The following is a 20,141-nucleotide window of genomic DNA, read 5'->3' on the forward strand; positions in this document are numbered from 1 at the left end:
TCGGTGGAGATGGCGGGAATCGAACCCGCGTCCAACGGTGCAGAACCAGGGCTTCTCCGTGTGCAGTCCGCTACGAGTTTCTCAGCCCCGGAGATCACGCGGACAAGTCTCCGACGGGCTCAGTCACTGTTTGATTTCCCTCAGGCCCCCGTGACCGGGGCTAGAGGTTTAGATCCCTAAATGACGCCAGGATCCGGGTCGGGACCATCCCCGGGCTGACGCTCCTCACAGAGGCTTCTACTCGATACCTAGATTAGGCAGCGAGGGCGAAGCGGGAGTTATCGCTCTTGGAGTTGGCGATTATTGGTTGCGACATATGGTTTACGAGATCATTGCCGCTTCCTCGACACGCTTCCCCTGCTTCGACATCCGCTGTCGAAACCGATCATCCCCATGTTGTTTTTTCAAGGCGCGCACCCGCTCTGAGGTGCAGAGCCCATCGTACGCGACGACCGCGCACGGTTGCCAGCGTATTAAGGGCCCCTGGACGGAAGGCGTCCTAGACGGCCGCCGCCCGCTGGCGCCGCTTCGCCGCCGCGATCGCCCGGTTCGTCTCGCGGGTGTCCTGCTTCTCCCGCAGCGTCTGTCGCTTGTCGTACTCCTTCTTGCCCTTGGCCAGCGCGATCTCGACCTTGACGCGGCCCTTCAGGAAGTACAGCGCGAGGGGCACGATCGTGTGACCCGTCTCCTGGGACTTCGCCTCCAGCTTGTCGATCTCGGCGCGGTGCAGCAGCAGCTTGCGCTTCCGCTTCGCCGAGTGGTTGGTCCAGCTGCCCTGCATGTACTCGGGCACATGGATGTTGTGCAGCCACGCCTCGTGCCCGTCGATCTGCACGAAGCCGTCGACCAGCGACGCCCGGCCCATCCGGAGCGACTTCACCTCGGTGCCCATGAGCACCACACCGCACTCGTAGGTGTCGATGATGTGGTAGTCGTGGCGCGCCTTCTTGTTCTGCGCGATGATCTTGCGCTCAGGACCCTTCTCCGGGTCCTTCTTCTTGGCAGGCTTGCCCTGCACGTTCACGAGTCCCTTTGCCATAGTGCAGCTATTTTCGCACTACGAGCCCCCTCCGAGGCCACTCAATACCGTTCTCGCCCGCTCCTCGGCCCGCTTGCCGGTGGCATCGCCGACGATCAGGTCGGGCGTGATGCCCCGGCCGTCGACGCCGTGCCCGGCGGGGGTGCGGTAGTGGCCGACGGTGAGCTCGGCGACGGAGCCGTCGGGCAGGGTGCTCGGCATCTGCACCGAGCCCTTGCCGAAGGTGCGCGAGCCGACGGTGATCGCCCGGCCGCGGTCCTGCAGGGCGCCGGTGAGCAGCTCGGCCGCGCTCATCGTGCCGCCGTCGACCAGCGCGACCACCGGCCTTGCCGTGTCCCCGCCGCTCTGCGCGTACAGGGCGCGCTGCTCGCCGTCGATGTCGTACGTGGCGACCAGACCGCCGTCGAGGAAGGCGGAGGCGGCGACGGCGGCCTCGGCGACCAGGCCGCCGGCGTTGCCCCGCAGGTCCAGGAGGACGCCGGCGCCGGTCGGGGCGTCCCGTACCGCTTCCCGTACCCGCTCGCCCGCGCCCTTGGTGAAGGCGGTGACCTTGATCAGTACGGTGCCGTCGTCGAGGCGGCGCACGGTGACGTCCTCGGTGGCGAGCCGGGCCCGGGTGAGGGTCTCGGTCCAGACGGAGCGGCCGCGCTCGACGCCCAGGGCGACGGTGGAGCCGGCCTCCGCAGCGCCGTCACCGCGCAGCAGGGAGACGACCTCCGAGACGGAGAGTCCGTCGACGGAGCGCCCGTCGACGGCGACGAGGCGGTCGCCGGCCCGTAGCCCGGCCTTCGCGGCGGGTCCGCCGTCCTGGACGCGGGAGATCTCGATGCGCCCCTGCGCCGCCTTCCGCGCGGAGAGTCCGACGCCGGTGTACGAGCCGTCCAGCGCCTGCGCGAACTCCTCGAACTCCGCCGGGTCGTACACCGCGCCCCACCGGTCGCCGCTGCGGCTGACGAACTCCTCGGCGGCCTTCTTGCCGGACTTGCCGTCGGCCATCGCGTCGGCGGCGGCGCGGGCGAGGGCGGTGGGGTCGACGGTGTCGCGCGCCGGTGCGGCCTGTTCGCGCTTCACGGCGGAGGTCTCCTGCCGGGGCAGGGACCCGGTGGCCGCGGCGGTGGCGAGCACCCCGGCGAAGACCAACGTCAAAGCGGCCCCACGGAGGACTCCGCGGGGCCGGAGACAGAGGTCGGGTCGCGACCCGGGGCCCACCGGCATGGCGCCCACTCTAGGACAAGCGAAAGGCGCCGTACGGTGGTTGACCGTACGGCGCCCCGGGTACGCGAAGGGCTCTTCTCACACCTTGAGGTACTTGCGCAGCGCCACGAAGGCGGCCAGGGCCGGCATCAGCAGGCCGATGGCGATGACGAGCGGCAGCTTGGCGAGGACGGCGTCCCAGCCGATGAAGTTGACGAGCTGCATCTTGTCGGCGAGCGCGATGCCGTGGTCGATCAGGAAGTACCGGCCGACCAGGAGCATGATGCAGGCGACGGCGCCGCCGAGGAGACCGGCGAAGGCGGCCTCCATGATGAACGGCATCTGGATGTAGAAGCTGGAGGCGCCGACCAGTCGCATGATGCCGGTCTCACGCCGTCGGCTGAAGGCGGAGACGCGCACCGTGTTGACGATCAGCATCAGCGCGATGACCAGCATCAGCCCCATGACGCCGAGGGCGGCGATGTTCATGCCGTTCATCAGGTCGAAGAGGTTCTGCAGGATGTTGCGCTGGTCCTGGACGGACTCCACGCCGTCCCGACCGGCGAAGGCGGTGGCGACGACCTTGTACTTCTCCGGGTCGTCCAGCTTGACCCGGAACGACTCCTGCATCTGGTCGGGCGTGATCACCGAGGCGATGGCGGTGTCGCTGTACTGCTCCTTGTAGTGCTTGTAGGCCTCGTCGGTCGACTCGTGGTGCACGGTCTCGACGATGTCCATCTCGTTCAGATCGGCCTCGATCTGCTCCTTCTGCTGAGCGGTCACCGCACCCTTGGCGCACTTGGGAGAGGTGGCCGCGTCGGTCTTGTTGCAGAGGAAGATGGAGACGTTGACCTTGTCGTACCAGTAGTCCTTCATCGTGCTGACCTGCTCGCGCATGAGCAGCGCACCGCCGAAGAGGGCGAGCGAGAGGGCCACGGAGACGATGACGGCGAAGGTCATCGTGAGATTGCGCCGGAGGCCGACGCCGATCTCGGAGAGCACGAACTGAGCGCGCATGGTGTTCTATCCCCTACCTGCTCAGTGCTGGTATCCGTAGACGCCGCGCGCCTGGTCGCGGACGAGACGGCCCTTTTCGAGCTCGATGACGCGCTTGCGCATCTGGTCGACGATGTTCTGGTCGTGGGTCGCCATGACGACGGTGGTCCCTGTCCTGTTGATGCGGTCGAGCAGCTTCATGATGCCGACGGAGGTCTGCGGGTCGAGGTTGCCGGTGGGCTCGTCGGCGATCAGCAGCATCGGCCGGTTGACGAAGGCCCGGGCGATGGCGACGCGCTGCTGCTCACCACCGGAGAGCTCGCCCGGCATGCGGTCCTCCTTGCCGCCGAGGCCGACGAGGTCGAGGACCTGGGGCACCGCCTTGCGGATCTCTCCGCGCGGCTTGCCGATGACCTCCTGCGCGAAGGCCACGTTCTCGGCGACGGTCTTGTTGGGCAGCAGCCGGAAGTCCTGGAAGACGGTGCCGAGCTGGCGCCGCATCTGCGGCACCTTCCAGTTGGAGAGCCGGGCGAGGTCCTTGCCGAGGACGTGCACCTGGCCGTGGCTGCAGCGCTCCTCGCGCAGGATCAGCCGGAGGAAGGTGGACTTTCCGGAGCCGGAAGACCCGACGAGGAAGACGAACTCCCCCTTCTCGATCTCCAGGGAGACGTCCCGAAGCGCGGGGCGGTTCTGCTTCGGATAGGACTTGGACACATTGTCGAATCGGATCACGGATGCACCACGGTCGGCCGGGAGTAGGTGTGCGCGACCTTACGCGACCGGGGATGCACCGCGCAGTCGCGGTCCCGGCTTGCGTGCTTTATCCTTTTCGCCCTTCGGGGCGGAACGGATGCGATCCGGGTGTAATCCGACGGGGCGCGCCGAAACGCCCCGGAGCTGGCACAGTGGTAGGGGGAACGCTCGGGTACGGCCGGGCGTTGTCCTTGGTGTGAACCCCGTGTGGACCCCCGTGCGGGAGGAGGAGAGCGCATGACCTACGACCGACTGGTGTGCGCCAACTGCGCGGCCCCCGTCGCAGAGGGCCGCTGCCCCGTCTGCCGCGCGAACCGGGAGCGTCTGACCCCGTCGACGGGCCTGACCCCGGCGATGCTGCTGACGCTGGTGATCGCCCTGGTGGCGATGGTGGCGCTGCTCGCGGCGCTGCAGACCGCGTAGCACTCCGCATACAAGCCGGAACGCGAGAAGAGGGCCGGGGATCTCCCCGGCCCTCTTCGTCATGCTTCAGGAGCCTCAGACGGCGGCGCGACCGCCACCGACGAGACGCGGCAGCATCCGGAAGCCGATGCCACCGGCGATCATCGTGGCGGCACCGATGAGCAGGAAGGAGGTCTCGGCGGCGCCGGTCTCCGCCAGCTCCTCCTTGGCCTTGCCCTGCTCGACCGGCTGCGAGCCGGCGTTGTTGGTGCCCGGGTTGTTGTCGACGCACTCGGCGCCGTCGAGGTCGACGGTGCAGGTGCCGGCGCCACCGTCGGTGGAGGAACCGCCACCGGTGGTCGAGGAACCGCCGGTGTTGCCACCGGTGGTCTGGTTGCCGCCGGAGTTGCCACCCGTGGTCTGGTTACCGCCGGAGTTGCCACCCGTGGTCGGGTTGCCGCCGTTGTTACCCGTCGTCGTGCCCTGGGTGGTGCCCTGGGTCGTGCCCTGGGTCGTACCTTCGGTCGTGCCCTCGGTGGTCCCCTCGGTCGTACCCTCGGTGGTCCCCTCCGTGGTGCCCTCGGTGGTCCCCTCGGTCGTACCCTCGGTGGTCCCCTCCGTGGTGCCCTCGGTGGTCCCCTCGGTCGTACCCTCGGTGGTCCCCTCGGTCGTACCTTCGGTGGTCCCCTCGGTCGTGCCCTCGGTGGTCCCCTCGGTCGTACCTTCGGTGGTCCCCTCCGTGGTGCCCTCGGTCGTACCGACGGTCGTGTTGCCGCCGTCCTCGTTGCCGGTGGTGACTCCGGCCTGGACCTCGACAGTGCCGTCGTTCACCTCGGCCCCGAAGGACACACCAACGGCCGAAGCGGCACCCGCCGCAGTGAGCGACGCACCGGCGGCGATCACCGCGCCGGCCGCTATGCGCGCTACGCGGATCCGCGTCTTCTTCGTCATCTGGCTGCTACCCCCAGTAGCTCATCTCGTCATTGGAGCAGCGCTCGGGGGCCTCGGGCATCGGGAGCGGCGTATCACTCAGCCGGCCCCCGTTCACACACGCCCCAGAGATACGCATGCCATGCGCCACCCTCCCGAGTTTCCGCATACGCGTCAAGGTCGTTGCGCGTGCGATGCCCGAAAGATCACGAGTTGCCCGCCATGCGGGGATGCAACTGTGACGTAAACGCTGAACTTCCGGTCCCGTCGCGCCAGTTCCCTTGTCGACAAAGCGTCAGGAGAGTCAACTTTCCCCTTGCGCCCGCGAATCCCGCACATACGACGACGGCGCCGGTCCCGCTCTCGCGGAGTCCCGACGCCGTACGAAGACGAACCGTCCTACTTCTCCTGCTGCTTGCGCCAGCGGATGCCCGCCTCGAGGAAGCCGTCGATCTCGCCGTCCAGGACCGACTGCGGGTTGCCGACCTCGAAGTCCGTCCGGAGGTCCTTGACCATCTGGTACGGGTGGAGGACGTACGAGCGCATCTGGTTGCCCCAGGAGCTGCCGCCGTCACCCTTCAGGGCGTCCATCTTGGCGCGCTCCTCCTGGCGCTGGCGCTCGAGGAGCTTGGCCTGGAGGACGTTCATGGCGCTCGCCTTGTTCTGGATCTGCGAGCGCTCGTTCTGGCAGGAGACCACGATGCCGGTCGGGATGTGCGTGATGCGCACCGCCGAGTCGGTCGTGTTGACGCCCTGGCCGCCGGGGCCCGACGCGCGGTAGACGTCCACGCGCAGCTCGGACTCGTCGATCTCGACGTGGTCGGACGACTCGACGACCGGGAGGATCTCGACACCCGCGAACGAGGTCTGACGGCGCCCCTGGTTGTCGAAGGGGGAGATGCGCACCAGGCGGTGCGTGCCCTGCTCGACCGAGAGCGTGCCGTAGGCGTACGGGGCCTTGACCACGAAGGTGGTCGACTTGATGCCGGCCTCTTCCGCGTACGAGGTCTCGTAGACCTCCGTGCCGTAGCCGTGCCGCTCGGCCCAGCGCAGATACATGCGCTGGAGCTGCTCGGCGAAGTCGGCGGCGTCGACACCGCCCGCTTCGGCGCGGATGTTGACCAGCGCCTCGCGCTCGTCGTACTCGCCGGAGAGCAGCGTGCGGACTTCCATCTCGTCCAGCGCCTTGCGGACGGAGACGAGCTCCGTCTCGGCCTCGGCGCGGGTGTCCGGGTCGTCCATCTCCTCGGCGAGCTCGAAGAGCACCCCGAGGTCGTCGATCCGGCCGCGCAGGGCCTCGGCCTTGCGGACCTCGGCCTGGAGGTGCGAAAGCTTGCTGGTGATCTTCTGCGCCGCCTCCGGGTCGTCCCAGAGGGACGGGGCCGCGGCCTGCTCTTCGAGCACGGCGATGTCGGCCCTCAGCTTTTCGAGGTCCAGGACGGCCTCGATCGACCCCATGGTCGAGGAGAGGGACTTCAGCTCTTCGGATACATCGACGACTGCCACGCGTCCAGCGTAACGGCTCGTGGCAAGCGACCGGACCCGCCGGCCTACGGCTGTGTGGACGTCTTGGAGTCCTGCGGCGATGCGTCGGAGTCCCCGGCGGTCGCCAGGTACCCGCCCACGCCCAGGGCGCCCGCGAGGGCGGCCGCCGCGATCGAGAGCGTGATGCGGCGCTTGCGGACGGCCTCCGCCTTGTGGCGGGCGGAGCCGGGACGCCGGGCGCCGGCCGGGCGGGGGGCCCTGGCGGTGCCCAGCGGGCCGCCGGCCAGCTCGTCGGGGGCGGGGACGCGCATGGAGGTGTGGGTGTCCCGGTTGGAGTCGGGCGAGGCGCCGGGAACCAGCGGGACGGCGGCCCGGCGGGGCGCGCCCTCGCCCGAGCCGGGGCCGGAGCCCTGGCCGGACCGGGTCGCGTAGGACTCCTCCTCGTACGCCTCCGCCTGCTGTTCCGCGTCGTCCGGCTCGTCCACGTCCAGCGGCGGCAGCCTGGCCAGCAGGGGCAGGCACTCCCGCAGCCGGCTGGCCAGCTCCGAGGCGCGCAGCCGCGAGGCCGGGGCCTTGGCCAGGCACTGGACGATCAGCTGCCACAGCTCCTCGGGGATGCCGGGCAGCGGGACGACGGTCTCGGTGACGTGCCGGCGCAGCACCGCGCCGGGGTGGCCGCCGCCGAAGGGCGTGAAGCCGGCCAGGAGCTCGTACAGGACGGTCGCGAGGGCGTAGATGTCGACGGCCGCGCGCGGGGGCAGGCCCTCGACGATCTCGGGGGCCAGGTAGTCCGGCGTGCCGATGATCCGGGTCGCCTTGGTGCGGCCGGGGGTGTCGATGAGCTTGGCGACGCCGAAGTCGGTGAGGAGCGCCGGGTGGGCTCCGCCGGGGCCGAGCGGGCCCTCCATGTCGAGCAGGATGTTCTCCGGCTTGACGTCGCGGTGGACGACTCCGGCGGAGTGCGCGGCGGCGAGACCGTCGGCGACGTCGGCGATGATCGCGACGGCCGCCTCGGGTGCGAGCCTGCGCTCGCGGTCGAGACGGGTGCGCAGGTCGGTGCCGCGGACCAGGTCCATGACGAGCGCCAGGTCGTTGCCGTCGACGACGAGGTCGCGGACGGCGACCACCCGGGGGTGGTCGAGACCGAGCAGGGCGGTGCGCTCCTGGACGAAGCGTCCGACGAGCTCCTGGTCCGAGGCCAGGTCCTCGCGCAGCAGCTTGATGGCGACGGGGCCCTCGGGACCCTCGCCGAGCCACACCGTGCCGGCGCTGCCCCGCCCGAGGATCTGGTGGGCCGTGTAGCGGCTGCCGATATTCCGTGCCAAGACTGCTCCCTCAGCGGCTGGCGGTCGCGACAAAGTTACGCGTCCGCAGGCGCTGGTCGTCACTTCCGAGGGGAAATCACCCCTCGGAAGTCGATAAATCGGCAGTACTACTGCCCCGTACCGCCGGTAGTAGTACCACTCGTCGTGCCGCTCTCGGAGCCCGTCAGCTCGGAGACCCAGTCCGTGAAGGACGTGATCCCGTCGCCGATGGCCTCCCAGTAGCCCTTGCCCTGGGCCACCCAGTCCTGGAGCGGGGTCAGCTCCCAGATGAGCCAGCCCGCGACGACGAACAGCAGGATCGTGAAGAGGCAGCCCTTCAGACAGCCCAGTCCCGGGATGCGCATCGGGTTGGCGCTGCGCTGACGCGGCGGACGCGGCTCGCGCGGGGCCGGCGCCTGGGGCGGCGGCTGCGGGGGCGCGTACTGCTGCTGGGGCGGCGGCGCGTACTGCTGCTGCTGCGGCTGGGGGGCGTACTGCTGGCGCTGCGGCGGCCGCTGGGGCTGCTGGTACGGCTGAGGCGGCGGGGGCTGCTGCGCGTACGGCTGAGGCTGGTGCTGGTGAGGCTGGTGCTGCGGCGGCTGGGGCTGGCGCTGCGGACGGCGGCGCAGCGGGTCCTGGCTCGGGTCCAGGTACTGCACCTGCGTCTGCTCATTGCGGTCGCGGGCCGCGCGCAGCTGGTTCTGCCAGGGGTGCGGGTCCTCGCCCGCGGCATCCTGCGGCGGCTGCGGCGGTACGGGGGGCATGACCGCGGTCGGGTCGGCGCCGCCGCCCGCGGGGCCGCTGGTCGGCATGACGCTGGTCGCCGCGGCGGGGTCGTACTGGGCGCCGGCCCCGCTGGGCAGCACCTGGGTCGGGTCGGCGGCCCCCGGGGTCTCCGGGACCGGCGCGGGCGCCGGGTCCGGGGCGAGCAGCGCGCCGACGCCGTCGGCCGCCTCGATCTGGGCGGGGGTGGAGTGCACACCGATGCCCGCGGCGACCGCGCGCAGTCCGCGGGCCAGGTTCTCGGCGCTGGGCCGGTGGTCCGGGTTCTTGCTGAGGCAGCGCTCTATGACCGTCCACAGCGGGCCGGGAACGGTCGAGGGACGGCGCGGCTCCTCGCTGAGGTGCCGGTGCAGGACCTCCAGGGCCGTGCCGCCGGCGAACGGCGGACGGCCGGTGACCAGCTCGTAGAGCAGGATGCCCGCGCCGTAGATGTCGACGGCGGAGGTCTGCGGGCGGCCTTCGGCGGACTCCGGCGCGACGTACGCGGGCGTGCCGACGAACTCGTGCGTCCGGGTCAGGCCCGGGGAGTCCGCGAGGCGCGCGATGCCGAAGTCCGTGAGCATCGGGTGCATCTGGCCGTCCCGCTCGGCGAGCAGGACGTTGGCGGGCTTGAGGTCGCGGTGGACGACGCCGTCGGCGTGGCTGGCGGCGAGCGCGTCGGCGATCTGCGCGGTGAGCAGGGCGGCGGCGACCGGGGTGAGCGGGCCGTTGTCCCGGATGTAGCGGTGCAGGTCCGGGCCCTCGACGAGGTCCATGACCAGGGCGAGGACATCGCCCTCGACGACCAGGTCGCGGGTGCGCACGATGTTCGGGTGGGTGAGCCGCAGGAGCACGGACCGTTCGCGCAGGAAGCGCATCACGATGTCCGCGTCGTTGGCCAGCTCCTCCTTGAGGACCTTGATCGCCACGGTCTCGTATTCGCCCGCCGCCTCCCTCCCCCTAGGAGTCCCTCCTGGGGGGACCCCCAGGCGGGCTCGCCAGACGGTGCCCGTGGCGCCGCGTCCGAGCGGCTCCTCGAGCAGGTACTTGCTGCCGATTGGCCGCACGTCACGCGCTCCCTGCTGATCGTGGTCCTGGGGTTCCCGGGGTCCCTGTCATCTGTAGTGACCCGTCCGGGTGTCCGACCCACTTTAGTGCCGCGGAACGGCTCGACGGTCGACCGCGAGACGGCTGATTCCGGCTGTCGACTTGTCCGAAAACAAGACGCGTTTGTCGTACCGGTGGTTGCCGGGAGGATCGGAAGGCGTACCCAACCAGGCACTTTTGCGTCCACAGCCGACCATTCAAGATCACTTGGAGGCGACCCGCGGGCGGGTTGTCAGTGGCAGGTGCGAGGATGCACACAGCACGTCGCATCGTGGGGTCGGGAGCCCCCGCGCCGTGCCGACCTGTACCGGACGACGCGTCCGTGCCGGGTGGGGGGAGACACAGGGCGGTACCCCTGCCGGGCACACGCGCAGAAGGGACCGCTGACGGCGATGCAGATCCGGCTGACCGTCCTCTCGCCGCACGCCGGCCACGGCGCGGGGCGCGCCTGCGACGTGCTTGTCACCGCCCCCACGGGGACGGCGCTGGCCGCCGTGGCCTCCGGTCTCGCCGCGGCCGTCTCCGGCCCGGACACCTCTCTGTCCGGTTCGACCGTGTTCTACGTGGGCCAGGAGCGGCTCGACGCCCGGCGCTGCGCGCTCGGCGAGCCCCCGCTCGTCGACGGCGCGGCCCTCACGCTCCAGGTCCCCGGCGAGGACGACCGGCTCGGAGAGGACGCCCAGGCCCGGCTCCACGTGGTCGCGGGGCCCGACGCGGGCGGGGTGCACCTGCTGCACGGCGGCCCGATCAGGATCGGCCGCTCCATGGACGCGGACGTCCCGCTCGACGACCCGGACGTCTCCCGGGTGCACTGCACGGTGACGGTCGGGCACGACGGCCGGGTGACGGTCGCGGACCTCGGCTCCACGAACGGCACGACGCTGGACGGCGCGGCGGTCGGCGACCGCCCCGTCCGGCTGCTGCCCGGCGCGCTGCTGCGCCTCGGCGAGTCCGCTCTCCGGCTGTCGGGACCGGACGGGCGCGATGCGGACTCCCTGCCGACGGCCCCGGACGGCGAGGGGCACCTGCGGGTGGACCCGTACGGCTCCGGACGGTACGAGCCGGGTCCGGACGCCCGTGCGGATGCGGACGCCGGTGCGGGTACGGGGCGCGGTGCGGCGCTCGGCGGGTCCGGGCTCCCCGACGCGGGCCGGGACAGCAGCCCGTACGGACACGGGCACGGGCGCGATGCCTGGCCGCACGCCTCCGTGTCCCAGGACGCGACCCGCGGCGGCACGCCCTCCCCCACGCACGCACGCGCCGAGGAACCCACGGAAGGCGAGGGCGCGGGCGAGGCGCACAGCAGGACCCGGCAGACCTCCCGCCATGCGACGCCCCCGCGCGGCAAGCGCGGCATCGGGGCCTGGGCCCGCCGGTTCACCGGGCCCCGCGAGGACCTGCCGGTCCCCGGTGCCGAGCCCGGTGCGGAGGCCGGCGCCGTCTCCGGTACGGACCCGGGCGCCGGTCATCCGCAGGCCGCCGAGACCTGGCCCGACCCGGCCGCCGTGCTGCTCACCGCGCTCGGCCCCGGCCCCCGGCTCTGGGAGCGTGGCCCGGATCACCCCGAGTCCCTCGTCGTCCGGCTCGGCACGACCGACCGGGCCGAGCTGTCCGGGGTGCCCGTCACCGTCGGGCTCCGCGAGGCCGGATCGCTCGGGCTCGCGGGCCCCGGCAAGCGGCTGGCCGGGCTCGCCCGCTCCGTCGTGGCCCAGCTCGCCGCCCTGCACTCCCCCGCCGACCTGGAGATCGTGCTGATCAGCGCGGACCGGAGCCGCCCCCTGGAGGAGCGGCGCCGCGCCTGGGGCTGGCTCGGCTGGCTCCCCCATCTGCGTCCGGCGCACGGCCAGGACTGCCGACTCCTCCTCGCGTACGACCGCGACCAGGCCCACGCCCGTGCGGCCGAGCTCACCCGCAGGCTGGACGACGGGCCGCTCGGGCCCGGCTGGCCGAGCGCCGACCGCGCGGCCGTCGCCGAGGCCGCGGCGCGCTACGAGGGTCCGGCCACGGTCGTGATCGTGGACGGCGACCCCGGTTCCGCGGCGCTGCGCGAGACCACCGCGCGGCTCGCCGGAGCGGGGGCGGCCGCGGGCATCCATCTGCTCTGCCTGGCCGAGGCGCCGGCCGCCTCCCCGGAGTCCCCGGTCGCCGCGACCTACGAAAGCGCCTGCGCGGCCTCGCTCGCCTTCCGCGAGTGCGGGGCCGTGGCCCTGCTGAGCGGCGACGTGGCGACGGCGCTGCGGCTGCTGCGTACGGCGGGGGGCCGGGCCGCGGGCCACGGGACCGTCGGCGTGGTGGACGCGGTCTCCGTCGCCTGGGCCGAGCGCTTCGCGCGGGCGGTGGCTCCGCTGCGCACGGACGCCCCCGCCGCGCACGGTCGGACGGCCGCGACGGCGCTGCCGCGGTCCGCCCGGCTGCTCGACGAGCTCGGTCTCGCCCGGGCCACACCCGCCTCCCTGATGGCGCGCTGGGCCGCCGCCGCGGAGGGGACGGTCGTCCTGGGCGCCGGGCAGCGCGGGCCGGTGTCGGTGGATCTGGCCGAGGAAGGACCCCACCTGCTGATCGAGGGGCCCGCGGGCAGCGGACGCACGGAGCTGCTGCGCTCCGTCGCCGCCTCACTGGCGGCCGGCGGCCGCCCCGACCGCCTGGGGCTGCTCCTGGTGGACGGCGCGGGAGGCGAGCGCGGCGAGGGCCTGGCCGCGTGTACGGAGCTGCCGCACGTCACCGAGCACCTGGTCGCCTCCGACCCGGTCCGGATGCGGGAGTTCGCGCAGGCGCTGGGGGCCGAGCTGAAGCGTCGCGCGGAGATCCTGGGCGACGGCCACTTCTCCGACCGGCGGGCCGCGGGGCGCCTGATCGGCCAGCGCCCGCCGAGTGCGGCGGAATCGGTGTCACCGGGCGCCCGGGCGACGGCCCGTGTCCCCGACGCCCGGGTGGGGGACGGCTCCCTGTCCGACGCGTCGAGCGGCCGGACCCCCCGCCCGACCGGCGACGCCCCCCTCTCCGACCGCCCGAGCGGCCGGACGCTCCGCACCGGAGACGGCACCGTGGGCGCCCGCCCCGCCTCCCGAGCAAGCGCCGACGACCTCCAGGGCCGCCCCAGCACCCGCACCGCGCGCGCGGGCGCCGACGACCTCACGTACCACCCCAGCGGCCGAACCCCACACCCCGGCGACGCCACCCTCGACGACCGCCCCAGCACCCGCACCACCCGCACCGGCGCCGACGACCTCACGTACCACCCCAGCGGGCGGACGGCCCGCACCGGCGATGCCACGCTCGACGACCGGCCGTCCGGCCGTGTCCCCCGTCCCGGCGGGGAGCCGGACGCGTACGCCGGCGCGGCGCCGCGGATGCGGGCCGAGACGGGCGGCGGCACCGCCCTCCCCCGGCTCGTCGTGCTCGTCGACGACTTCGACGCGCTCGTGGCACCCGCGCTCGGATCGCCGGGGCGGCCCGCCGCCGGATCCGTCGTACGGGCCCTCGAAGCCGTGGCGCGGTCCGGGGAGCGGCTCGGGGTGCACCTGGTCGCGACGTCCGCGCGCCCGGACCGTACGGCGGACACGGAGCTCGCCCACGGCGCCCGGCTGCGGATCGTGCTCGACCCGGCCCCCGTGGCCGCCGGTCCCGACGAGCCCGCGCCCGGCCGGGGACGGCTCGGGCATCCGGACGGTCGGGTGACCCCGTTCCAGTCCGGCCGGGTCACCGGCCGCATCCCGCGCACGGCGACGCTGCGGCCGACGGTCGTGCCGCTGGAGTGGGAGCGGATGGGCGACCCGCCCACCCGCCGGCCGGTCCGCGAGCTGGGCAACGGCCCGACCGATCTGGCGCTCCTCGCGAGCGCTCTCGACCGTGCCGCCCGCTCGGTCGACGCCTCGCCCGTACCACCCCTCACGCCCGCGACCCGCGCCTGACGAGACGTCACGAGCCCATCACGATCACCTGGTTGACACGGAAGGCGGTATTGCGGGGCCCGAGCCCCCGGCGTAGACCTGAGCGCACGGGACGAGCAGCGCACAGGAGAGACGGGGCAGGAATGCGTACAACTCTTCGTACACGCACGGCCGCACGGACAGCCGCCACGGTCACGACCCTCACCCTCACCCTCGCCCTCGCCGGCTGCGGCGGCGACAGCGATGTGAACGAGAAGGACCCCGGGGCTCCGACCACCTCCGGCAGCTCCTTGACGCTGCCCTCTCTCAAGGGCGAGAAGATCGAGGTCGCCGCCGTCTGGACCGGCCCCGAGCAGGAGAACTTCACCAAGGTCCTGAAGGAGTTCGAGAAGCGCACCGGCGCCACCGTCACCTTCGTGCCCGCACAGGACCCGATCGTGAACTTCCTCGGTACGAAGATCGCCGGCGGTTCCCCGCCCGACGTGGCGATGCTCCCCCAGGTCGGCGCGATCCAGCAGGCCGCCGCCCAGAAGTGGCTCAAGCCCGTCGGCCCCGAGGCCGAGGCGCAGCTCGCCAAGAACTACTCCCAGGGCTGGCGGGACCTCGGCGCGGTCGACGGCAAGCAGTACGGCGTGTACTTCAAGGCCGCCAACAAGTCCCTGATCTGGTACAACAACGCCGCCTTCGAGAACGCGGGCGCCACCGAGCCCAAGACCTGGAAGGGCTTCCTCGCCACCGCCGAGACCATCTCGGCCTCCGGCGTCACCCCCGTCTCCGTCGGCGGCGCGGACGGCTGGACCCTGACCGACTGGTTCGAGAACATCTACCTCTCGCAGGCTGGCCCGGCGAAGTACGACCAGCTGGCCAAGCACGAGATCAAGTGGACGGACGCGTCCGTCACGCAGGCGCTCACCACCCTCGCCGAGCTGTTCGGCAAGCCGAACCTGATCGCGGGCGGCGCGGACGGCGCGCTGCAGACGGAGTTCCCCGTCTCGGTCACCCAGACCTTCACGGGCGGCGACCAGCCGAAGGGCGCGATGGTCTTCGAGGGCGACTTCGCCGCGATCAACATCGCGCAGACCACCGCGAAGATCGGTACGGACGCGAAGGTCTTCCCGTTCCCCGCCGTGGGCGCGACGTCCCCGGTGGTCACCGCCGGCGACGCGGCGGTGGCCCTGAAGGACACCAAGGGCGCTCAGGCGCTGCTGACCTTCCTCGCCTCCCCGGACGCGGCCGCGGTCTGGGCGGGCGCCGGCGGCTTCCTCTCCCCCAACAAGAACCTGAACCTGACCGCTTACCCGAACGAGGTCCAGCGCGAGATCGCCAAGGCGCTCCTCGAGTCCGGGGACGAGTTCCGCTTCGACATGTCGGACCAGATGCCGCAGTCCTTCGGCGGCACGCCCGGCAAGGGCGAGTGGAAGGCGCTCCAGGACTTCCTGAAGAACCCGAAGGACATCGCGGGGACCCAGGCGAGGCTGGAGGCCGACGCGGCCAAGGCGTACAAGAGCTGACGCCGTGCCCTCCGCCCACAGGGTCACCGGCACGCGCAGGTCCGTCGCGGCGGGGTTCCTCCTCCCCGCGCTGGTCCTGCTCGGCGCGCTCGTCGTCTACCCGATCGGGTACTCCGTCCACCGCTCGTTCTTCGACAAGTCCGGGGACTCCTTCGCCGGACTCGACAACTACGTCGAGCTCTTCACGGACGACACGATCCTCACCGCCGTGCAGAACAACGCGATCTGGGTGGTCCTCGCCCCGACCGTCGCCACCGCGCTCGGCCTGATCTTCGCCGTCCTGACCGAACGGGTGCGCTGGGGTACGGCGTTCAAGCTGATCGTCTTCATGCCGATGGCGATCTCGATGCTCGCAGCCGGGATCATCTTCCGGCTCGTCTACGAGCAGGATCCGGACCGCGGGGTCGCGAACGCCGTCTGGGTCGGCGTCCACGACACCTTCGCCGAGTCCTCGGGCTTCCCACGGGCGCGCCCGCTGCCCGTCCACCCGCTCACGTCGGCGGGCGGCGGGGCGTACGTGACCAAGAGCCCGGTCCGCACGGGAGAGACCGCGCGGCTTCCGCTGATCGGCGTCGCCCCGGCGCAGATGCCGAAGGACGCCCGCCCGGCGGTCGATCCACCCCGCCAGGAGGGCCGGATCACCGGCACCGCCTGGCTGGACTTCACCCGGGGCGGCGGCGGGAGGACGAACGTCGTCGACACGAAGGAGCTGGGCCTGAAGGGGCTGCGCGTGGAGGCGGTGAAGGACGGGAAGGTCGTCGCGTCGACGACCGTGGCCGCCGACGGCACGTTCAGCCTTCCGGCGTCCGCCGACGGATCCCTGCTGCGGCTGCCCGCGAGCAACTTCCGCGAGCAGTACAACGGGGTGGAGTGGCTCGGCCCCTCGCTCGTCACGCCCGCCGTCATCGGCAGTTACGTGTGGATGTGGGCCGGGTTCGCGATGGTCCTGATCGCGGCCGGTCTCGCGAGCGTGCCCCGTGAACTCCTCGAAGCGGCCCGCGTCGACGGGGCGAACGAGTGGCAGGTGTTCCGCCGGATCACGGTCCCGCTCCTCGCTCCGGTCCTCGCCGTCGTCCTGGTCACCCTGATGATCAACGTGCTGAAGGTCTTCGACCTGGTCTTCATCATCGCGCCGGGCTCGGCCCAGGACGACGCGAACGTGCTGGCGCTCCAGCTGTACCGCTCGTCGTTCGGGACGGACGCGGATCTCGGGGTCGGCTCCGCCATCGCCGTCCTGCTGCTGCTCCTGGTGATCCCGGTGATGGCGTTCAACATCCGCCGGATGCGAAGGGAGGCCCGCCGATGAGCAGTCCGGCCAAGAAGAGCCCGGCGTCACGGCTCGCCGCCCGCGCCGGGGGCGGCGCGATGCGGATCTTCCTGATCCTGGTCGGCCTGTTCTGGCTGATGCCGGCCGTGGGACTGCTGCTGTCGTCCCTCCGCGGCCCCTCCGACATCAGCGAGAGCGGCTGGTGGCAGGTCTTCACCTCCCCCGCCCAGCTGACCGTGGAGAACTACTCCGCGCTCCTCGCCAACGACACGATCACGGGCTCGCTCCTGTCGACGGTCCTGATCACCGTCCCGGCCACGGTCCTGGTCGTCGTCATCGGTTCGCTCGCCGGGTACGCCTTCGCCTGGCTGGACTTCCCCGGCCGCGACTGGTGGTTCCTGGTGGTCGTGGGGCTCCTGGTGGTCCCGGTGCAGGTGGCGCTCGTCCCCGTGTCGAAGCTCTTCGGCACGATCGGCATCTTCGAGACGACGCTCGGGGTCGTGCTCTTCCACACCGCCTTCGGGCTGCCCTTCGCGATCTTCCTGCTGCGGAACTTCTTCGCGGAGATCCCCAGGGAACTGCTGGAGGCGGCACGGCTGGACGGGGCGGGCGAGTTCCGGCTCTTCACCCGGGTCGTCATGCCGCTGGGCGGGCCGGCGATCGCCTCGCTCGGCATCTTCCAGTTCCTGTGGGTCTGGAACGACATGCTGGTCGCGCTGATCTTCGCGGACTCGGAGTCCCCGCCGATCACGGTGGCGCTGCAGCAGCAGGTGCGGCAGTTCGGGAACAACATCGACGTGCTGGCGCCGGGCGCGTTCGTGTCGATGGTGATTCCGCTGGCGGTGTTCTTCGCCTTCCAGCGGCAGTTCGTCTCGGGGGTGATGGCGGGCGCGGTGAAGTAGCCCCGCCACGCGGCCTTACGGGTACGGGTACGGGTACGAGGCCGGCGCCCCCGTACCCGTAATGCACGTACTCACGCCGTGAGCGCGGCGACCGCCGACCGGGCGAGGTCGTCCAGGTATCCCTTCGGCAGCTCGCCGCGCACCACCACGAGCCGCCAGTACAGCGGCCCGACGACCACGTCGAGGGCCCGGTCCGGGTCCGCGCCCTCGGGCAGCTCGCCGCGCTCCACGGCCTCGCGCACGATCTGCGCGACGACCCCCTGCTGGCTGTCGAGCAGGGCCGCCTTGATCGCCTGGGCGATCTCGGGCTGCCGGGCGGCCTCCACCAGCAGGTCCGGGATGACCTGCGAGGCCACCGGGTGGCGCAGGGCGTGCGAGGCGACTTCGAGGAGCGCGCGCACGTCACCGTGGAGCGAACCGGTCGACGGCGCCGGCAGCCCCTGCGTGGCGAAGGCGCCGACGAGGTCGAGGACGAGGGAGAGCTTGGACTTCCAGCGGCGGTAGACGGCGGTCTTGCCGACGCCCGCGCGGCGCGCGATGCCCTCGATGGACATGCGGGCGAATCCGACGGCGGCCAGCTCCTCGAAGACGGCCATGCGAATGGCCTCCGTGACGTCCTCGCGGAGCACGGCGGCTCCCGCGGGGGCGCGGCGGGGGGACCCGGAGGGTGTCGTCATGAACGGGATCCTAACCAACGGCGAACGGCGACGTCACGACGAGACGGTTGCGTTCCGACGTGCGCCCGACCTACTCTCACCGTAGCGACGATACGGACCCGTTCCATCGCCAGCGCTGCCCTGCACCCTCGTCGAAAGCGACCTCGTGACGACCGAGACGCTCGAGAAGCCGATCACGCCCCCGCGCGCGGAGGACCCGCTCCCACAGGACCCGCTCCCGCACGACCCGCCCCTGCAGGACCTGCGTGCGCTCGCCCTCCGCCACGGCCTGTCCGTCAGCGGCGCCCGCCCCACCGTCCCCGCGTACGTCCGGCAGCTCTGGTCGCGGCGCGACTTCATCGCCACCTTCGCGACCGCCCGGCTCACCGCGCAGTACAGCCAGGCGAAGCTCGGTCAGGTATGGCAGGTGATGACCCCGCTCCTCAACGCGGCGGTGTACTACCTGATCTTCGGCGTCCTGATGAACGTCCAGCAGGGCATCCCGGACTACGTCCCGTTCCTGATCACGGGCATCTTCGTCTGGACCTTCACCTCCCAGTCGATCATGGCCGGCACCCGGGCGATCAGCGGGAACCTCGGACTCGTCCGCGCCCTGCACTTCCCCCGCGCGAGCCTCCCCCTCGCCCTCGCGCTCCAGCAGCTCCAGCAGCTCGTCCTCTCGCTCGGCGTGCTGGTCGCGATCCTGTTCTGCTTCGGCGAGTTCCCCCGCTGGAGCTGGCTCCTGGCCGTTCCCGCGCTGCTCCTCCAGGCGCTCTTCAACTTCGGGATCGCGCTGGTGACGGCCCGCCTGGCCGCCCGCACCCCGGACATCGCCCAGCTGATGCCGTTCCTGCTGCGCACGTGGATGTACGTCTCCGGCGCCATGTGGTCCATCCAGCACCTGGCGGCGAGCGGCCGGCTCCCGGACGCGGCGATCGCGGTCCTGCAGGGCAATCCGGCGGCCGTCTACATCGACCTGATGCGCTTCGCGCTCATCGAGAGCTTCACCCCCGACCAGCTGCCGCCGCACGTCTGGGCGCTCGCCGCCGGCTGGGCGCTGGTGGCCTTCGCGGGCGGATTCATCTACTTCTGGAAGGCAGAGGAGACCTACGGCCGTGGCTGAGCAGACCCTGACGAAGACCGTGGCGCCCACGTCGGAGCGCACCCCCACCGTCGTCGCCGACGGCGTCCACATCACGTACACCGTCAACGGCGCCCGTACCGGCAAGGGAAGCGCGACCGCCGCGCTCAGCCGGATCTTCTCCAAGCGCGTCGCCCCGGGCGCCCGCAAGGTGCACGCGGTCAAGGGCGTCAGTTTCGTCGCGCACCGGGGCGAGGCAATTGGCCTGATCGGTTCGAACGGATCGGGGAAGTCCACCCTCCTGAAGGCCGTGGCCGGCCTGCTGCCCGTCAACGAGGGCAGGATCTACACCCGCGGCCAGCCCTCGCTGCTCGGGGTGAACGCGGCCCTGATGAACGATCTGACCGGCGAGCGCAATGCGATCCTCGGCGGGCTCGCGATGGGCATGACCCGCGCGGAGGTCGCCGCCCGCTACGACGACATCGTCGAGTTCTCCGGGATCAACGAGAAGGGCGACTTCATCTCGCTGCCCATGCGGACGTACTCCTCCGGCATGGGCGCCCGCCTCCGCTTCTCCATCGCGGCGGCGAAGAGCCACGACGTGCTGCTCATCGACGAGGCGCTCTCCACCGGCGACGCGAAGTTCCGCCGCCGCAGCCAACAGCGGATCGACGAGCTGCGCGCCGAGGCGGGCACCGTCTTCCTCGTCTCCCACTCCAACTCCACCATCACCGAGACCTGCGACCGCGCACTGTGGCTGGAGGCGGGCACCCTGCGGATGGACGGACCGGCGAAGGAGGTCGTGGCGGCGTACGAGGCGTTCACCAAGAAGGCCTGACAAAACACCCGTAATCCCCACAAA

The 20,141-nt window shown here is 71.7% G+C and carries 16 protein-coding genes and 1 other RNA gene; 7 read left to right on the forward strand and 10 right to left on the reverse strand.

Going from position 1 to position 20,141, the window contains the following annotated elements; translation table 11 throughout:
- Position 1 precedes the first annotated feature (1 nt).
- The 5 genes from ssrA to ftsE form a co-directional block, all read right to left on the reverse strand.
- Positions 2-393: a transfer-messenger RNA gene (ssrA, locus tag ACFV9D_RS32815) on the reverse strand.
- A gap of 106 nt (positions 394-499) precedes the next feature.
- Positions 500-1,039 carry an SsrA-binding protein SmpB gene (gene smpB / locus ACFV9D_RS32820; RefSeq protein ID WP_260229596.1) on the reverse strand — a complete coding sequence of 180 codons (540 nt, stop codon included), beginning with the start codon at positions 1,037-1,039 and terminating at the stop codon, positions 500-502.
- Positions 1,040-1,057: 18 nt separating this feature from the next.
- A complete protein-coding gene (locus ACFV9D_RS32825; RefSeq protein ID WP_385154451.1) occupies positions 1,058-2,254 on the reverse strand; it encodes a S41 family peptidase in 1,197 nt (398 codons plus the stop codon).
- A gap of 78 nt (positions 2,255-2,332) precedes the next feature.
- Positions 2,333-3,250, reverse strand: a complete 918-nt coding sequence (ftsX, locus tag ACFV9D_RS32830; RefSeq protein ID WP_385154454.1) for a permease-like cell division protein FtsX — start codon at positions 3,248-3,250, stop codon at positions 2,333-2,335.
- Positions 3,251-3,271: 21 nt separating this feature from the next.
- Positions 3,272-3,961 (reverse strand): cell division ATP-binding protein FtsE, encoded by a 690-nt coding sequence (gene ftsE / locus ACFV9D_RS32835; protein ID WP_260229593.1) that lies wholly within the window; start codon positions 3,959-3,961, stop codon positions 3,272-3,274.
- A 258-nt stretch (positions 3,962-4,219) separates the two neighbouring features.
- On the opposite strand from ftsE, the gene ACFV9D_RS32840 reads away from it, so the two are divergent.
- Positions 4,220-4,405 (forward strand): hypothetical protein, encoded by a 186-nt coding sequence (locus ACFV9D_RS32840; protein ID WP_385154458.1) that lies wholly within the window; start codon positions 4,220-4,222, stop codon positions 4,403-4,405.
- A gap of 75 nt (positions 4,406-4,480) precedes the next feature.
- On the opposite strand, the gene ACFV9D_RS32845 is transcribed toward ACFV9D_RS32840, so the two are convergent.
- The 4 genes from ACFV9D_RS32845 to ACFV9D_RS32860 form a co-directional block, all read right to left on the reverse strand.
- On the reverse strand, positions 4,481-5,335 hold the full coding sequence (locus ACFV9D_RS32845) for an LPXTG cell wall anchor domain-containing protein (protein ID WP_385154461.1): 855 nt from the start codon (positions 5,333-5,335) through the stop codon (positions 4,481-4,483).
- Positions 5,336-5,713: 378 nt separating this feature from the next.
- A complete protein-coding gene (gene prfB / locus ACFV9D_RS32850; protein ID WP_385154464.1) occupies positions 5,714-6,820 on the reverse strand; it encodes a peptide chain release factor 2 in 1,107 nt (368 codons plus the stop codon).
- A 44-nt stretch (positions 6,821-6,864) separates the two neighbouring features.
- Positions 6,865-8,124, reverse strand: a complete 1,260-nt coding sequence (locus ACFV9D_RS32855; RefSeq protein ID WP_385154467.1) for a serine/threonine-protein kinase — start codon at positions 8,122-8,124, stop codon at positions 6,865-6,867.
- Positions 8,125-8,231: 107 nt separating this feature from the next.
- Positions 8,232-9,932 carry a serine/threonine-protein kinase gene (locus ACFV9D_RS32860; protein ID WP_385154470.1) on the reverse strand — a complete coding sequence of 567 codons (1,701 nt, stop codon included), beginning with the start codon at positions 9,930-9,932 and terminating at the stop codon, positions 8,232-8,234.
- Positions 9,933-10,364: 432 nt separating this feature from the next.
- Here ACFV9D_RS32860 and ACFV9D_RS32865 point away from each other — a divergent pair, with 432 nt between their 5' ends.
- From ACFV9D_RS32865 to ACFV9D_RS32880, 4 genes are all read left to right on the forward strand, one after another.
- Entirely contained in the window at positions 10,365-13,883 is a 3,519-nt protein-coding gene (locus ACFV9D_RS32865) for an FtsK/SpoIIIE domain-containing protein (protein WP_385154473.1), read from the forward strand.
- A 122-nt stretch (positions 13,884-14,005) separates the two neighbouring features.
- Positions 14,006-15,373 (forward strand): ABC transporter substrate-binding protein, encoded by a 1,368-nt coding sequence (locus ACFV9D_RS32870; RefSeq protein ID WP_385154476.1) that lies wholly within the window; start codon positions 14,006-14,008, stop codon positions 15,371-15,373.
- 4 nt (positions 15,374-15,377) lie between these two features.
- Positions 15,378-16,679 (forward strand): carbohydrate ABC transporter permease, encoded by a 1,302-nt coding sequence (locus ACFV9D_RS32875; protein WP_385154479.1) that lies wholly within the window; start codon positions 15,378-15,380, stop codon positions 16,677-16,679.
- Positions 16,676-17,542 (forward strand): carbohydrate ABC transporter permease, encoded by an 867-nt coding sequence (locus ACFV9D_RS32880; RefSeq protein ID WP_385154482.1) that lies wholly within the window; start codon positions 16,676-16,678, stop codon positions 17,540-17,542. Before ACFV9D_RS32875 ends, ACFV9D_RS32880 begins: the two co-directional genes overlap by 4 nt.
- Before the next feature lie 71 nt (positions 17,543-17,613).
- Here ACFV9D_RS32880 and ACFV9D_RS32885 read toward each other — a convergent pair whose 3' ends face one another.
- A complete protein-coding gene (locus ACFV9D_RS32885) occupies positions 17,614-18,219 on the reverse strand; it encodes a TetR/AcrR family transcriptional regulator (protein WP_385154485.1) in 606 nt (201 codons plus the stop codon).
- A gap of 232 nt (positions 18,220-18,451) precedes the next feature.
- On the opposite strand from ACFV9D_RS32885, the gene ACFV9D_RS32890 reads away from it, so the two are divergent.
- Together ACFV9D_RS32890 and ACFV9D_RS32895 are read left to right on the forward strand one after the other, a co-directional pair.
- On the forward strand, positions 18,452-19,321 hold the full coding sequence (locus ACFV9D_RS32890; protein WP_385154550.1) for an ABC transporter permease: 870 nt from the start codon (positions 18,452-18,454) through the stop codon (positions 19,319-19,321).
- Positions 19,314-20,117 carry an ABC transporter ATP-binding protein gene (locus ACFV9D_RS32895; RefSeq protein ID WP_385154488.1) on the forward strand — a complete coding sequence of 268 codons (804 nt, stop codon included), beginning with the start codon at positions 19,314-19,316 and terminating at the stop codon, positions 20,115-20,117. Before ACFV9D_RS32890 ends, ACFV9D_RS32895 begins: the two co-directional genes overlap by 8 nt.
- Positions 20,118-20,141 lie beyond the last annotated feature (24 nt).

This window comes from Streptomyces sp. NPDC059875 (assembly GCF_042731085.1).
Taxonomy (GTDB): Bacteria; Actinomycetota; Actinomycetes; order Streptomycetales; family Streptomycetaceae; genus Streptomyces.

Bases quoted from the DNA above. Each gene is read 5' to 3' on its own strand.
- smpB (WP_260229596.1), bottom strand. From the start codon at position 1,039: ATGGCAAAGGGACTCGTGAACGTGCAGGGCAAGCCTGCCAAGAAGAAG.
- ACFV9D_RS32825 (WP_385154451.1), bottom strand. From the start codon at position 2,254: ATGCCGGTGGGCCCCGGGTCGCGACCCGACCTCTGTCTCCGGCCCCGC.
- ftsX (WP_385154454.1), bottom strand. From the start codon at position 3,250: ATGCGCGCTCAGTTCGTGCTCTCCGAGATCGGCGTCGGCCTCCGGCGC.
- ACFV9D_RS32840 (WP_385154458.1), top strand. From the start codon at position 4,220: ATGACCTACGACCGACTGGTGTGCGCCAACTGCGCGGCCCCCGTCGCA.
- ACFV9D_RS32845 (WP_385154461.1), bottom strand. From the start codon at position 5,335: ATGACGAAGAAGACGCGGATCCGCGTAGCGCGCATAGCGGCCGGCGCG.
- ACFV9D_RS32865 (WP_385154473.1), top strand. From the start codon at position 10,365: ATGCAGATCCGGCTGACCGTCCTCTCGCCGCACGCCGGCCACGGCGCG.
- ACFV9D_RS32870 (WP_385154476.1), top strand. From the start codon at position 14,006: ATGCGTACAACTCTTCGTACACGCACGGCCGCACGGACAGCCGCCACG.
- ACFV9D_RS32880 (WP_385154482.1), top strand. From the start codon at position 16,676: ATGAGCAGTCCGGCCAAGAAGAGCCCGGCGTCACGGCTCGCCGCCCGC.
- ACFV9D_RS32885 (WP_385154485.1), bottom strand. From the start codon at position 18,219: ATGACGACACCCTCCGGGTCCCCCCGCCGCGCCCCCGCGGGAGCCGCC.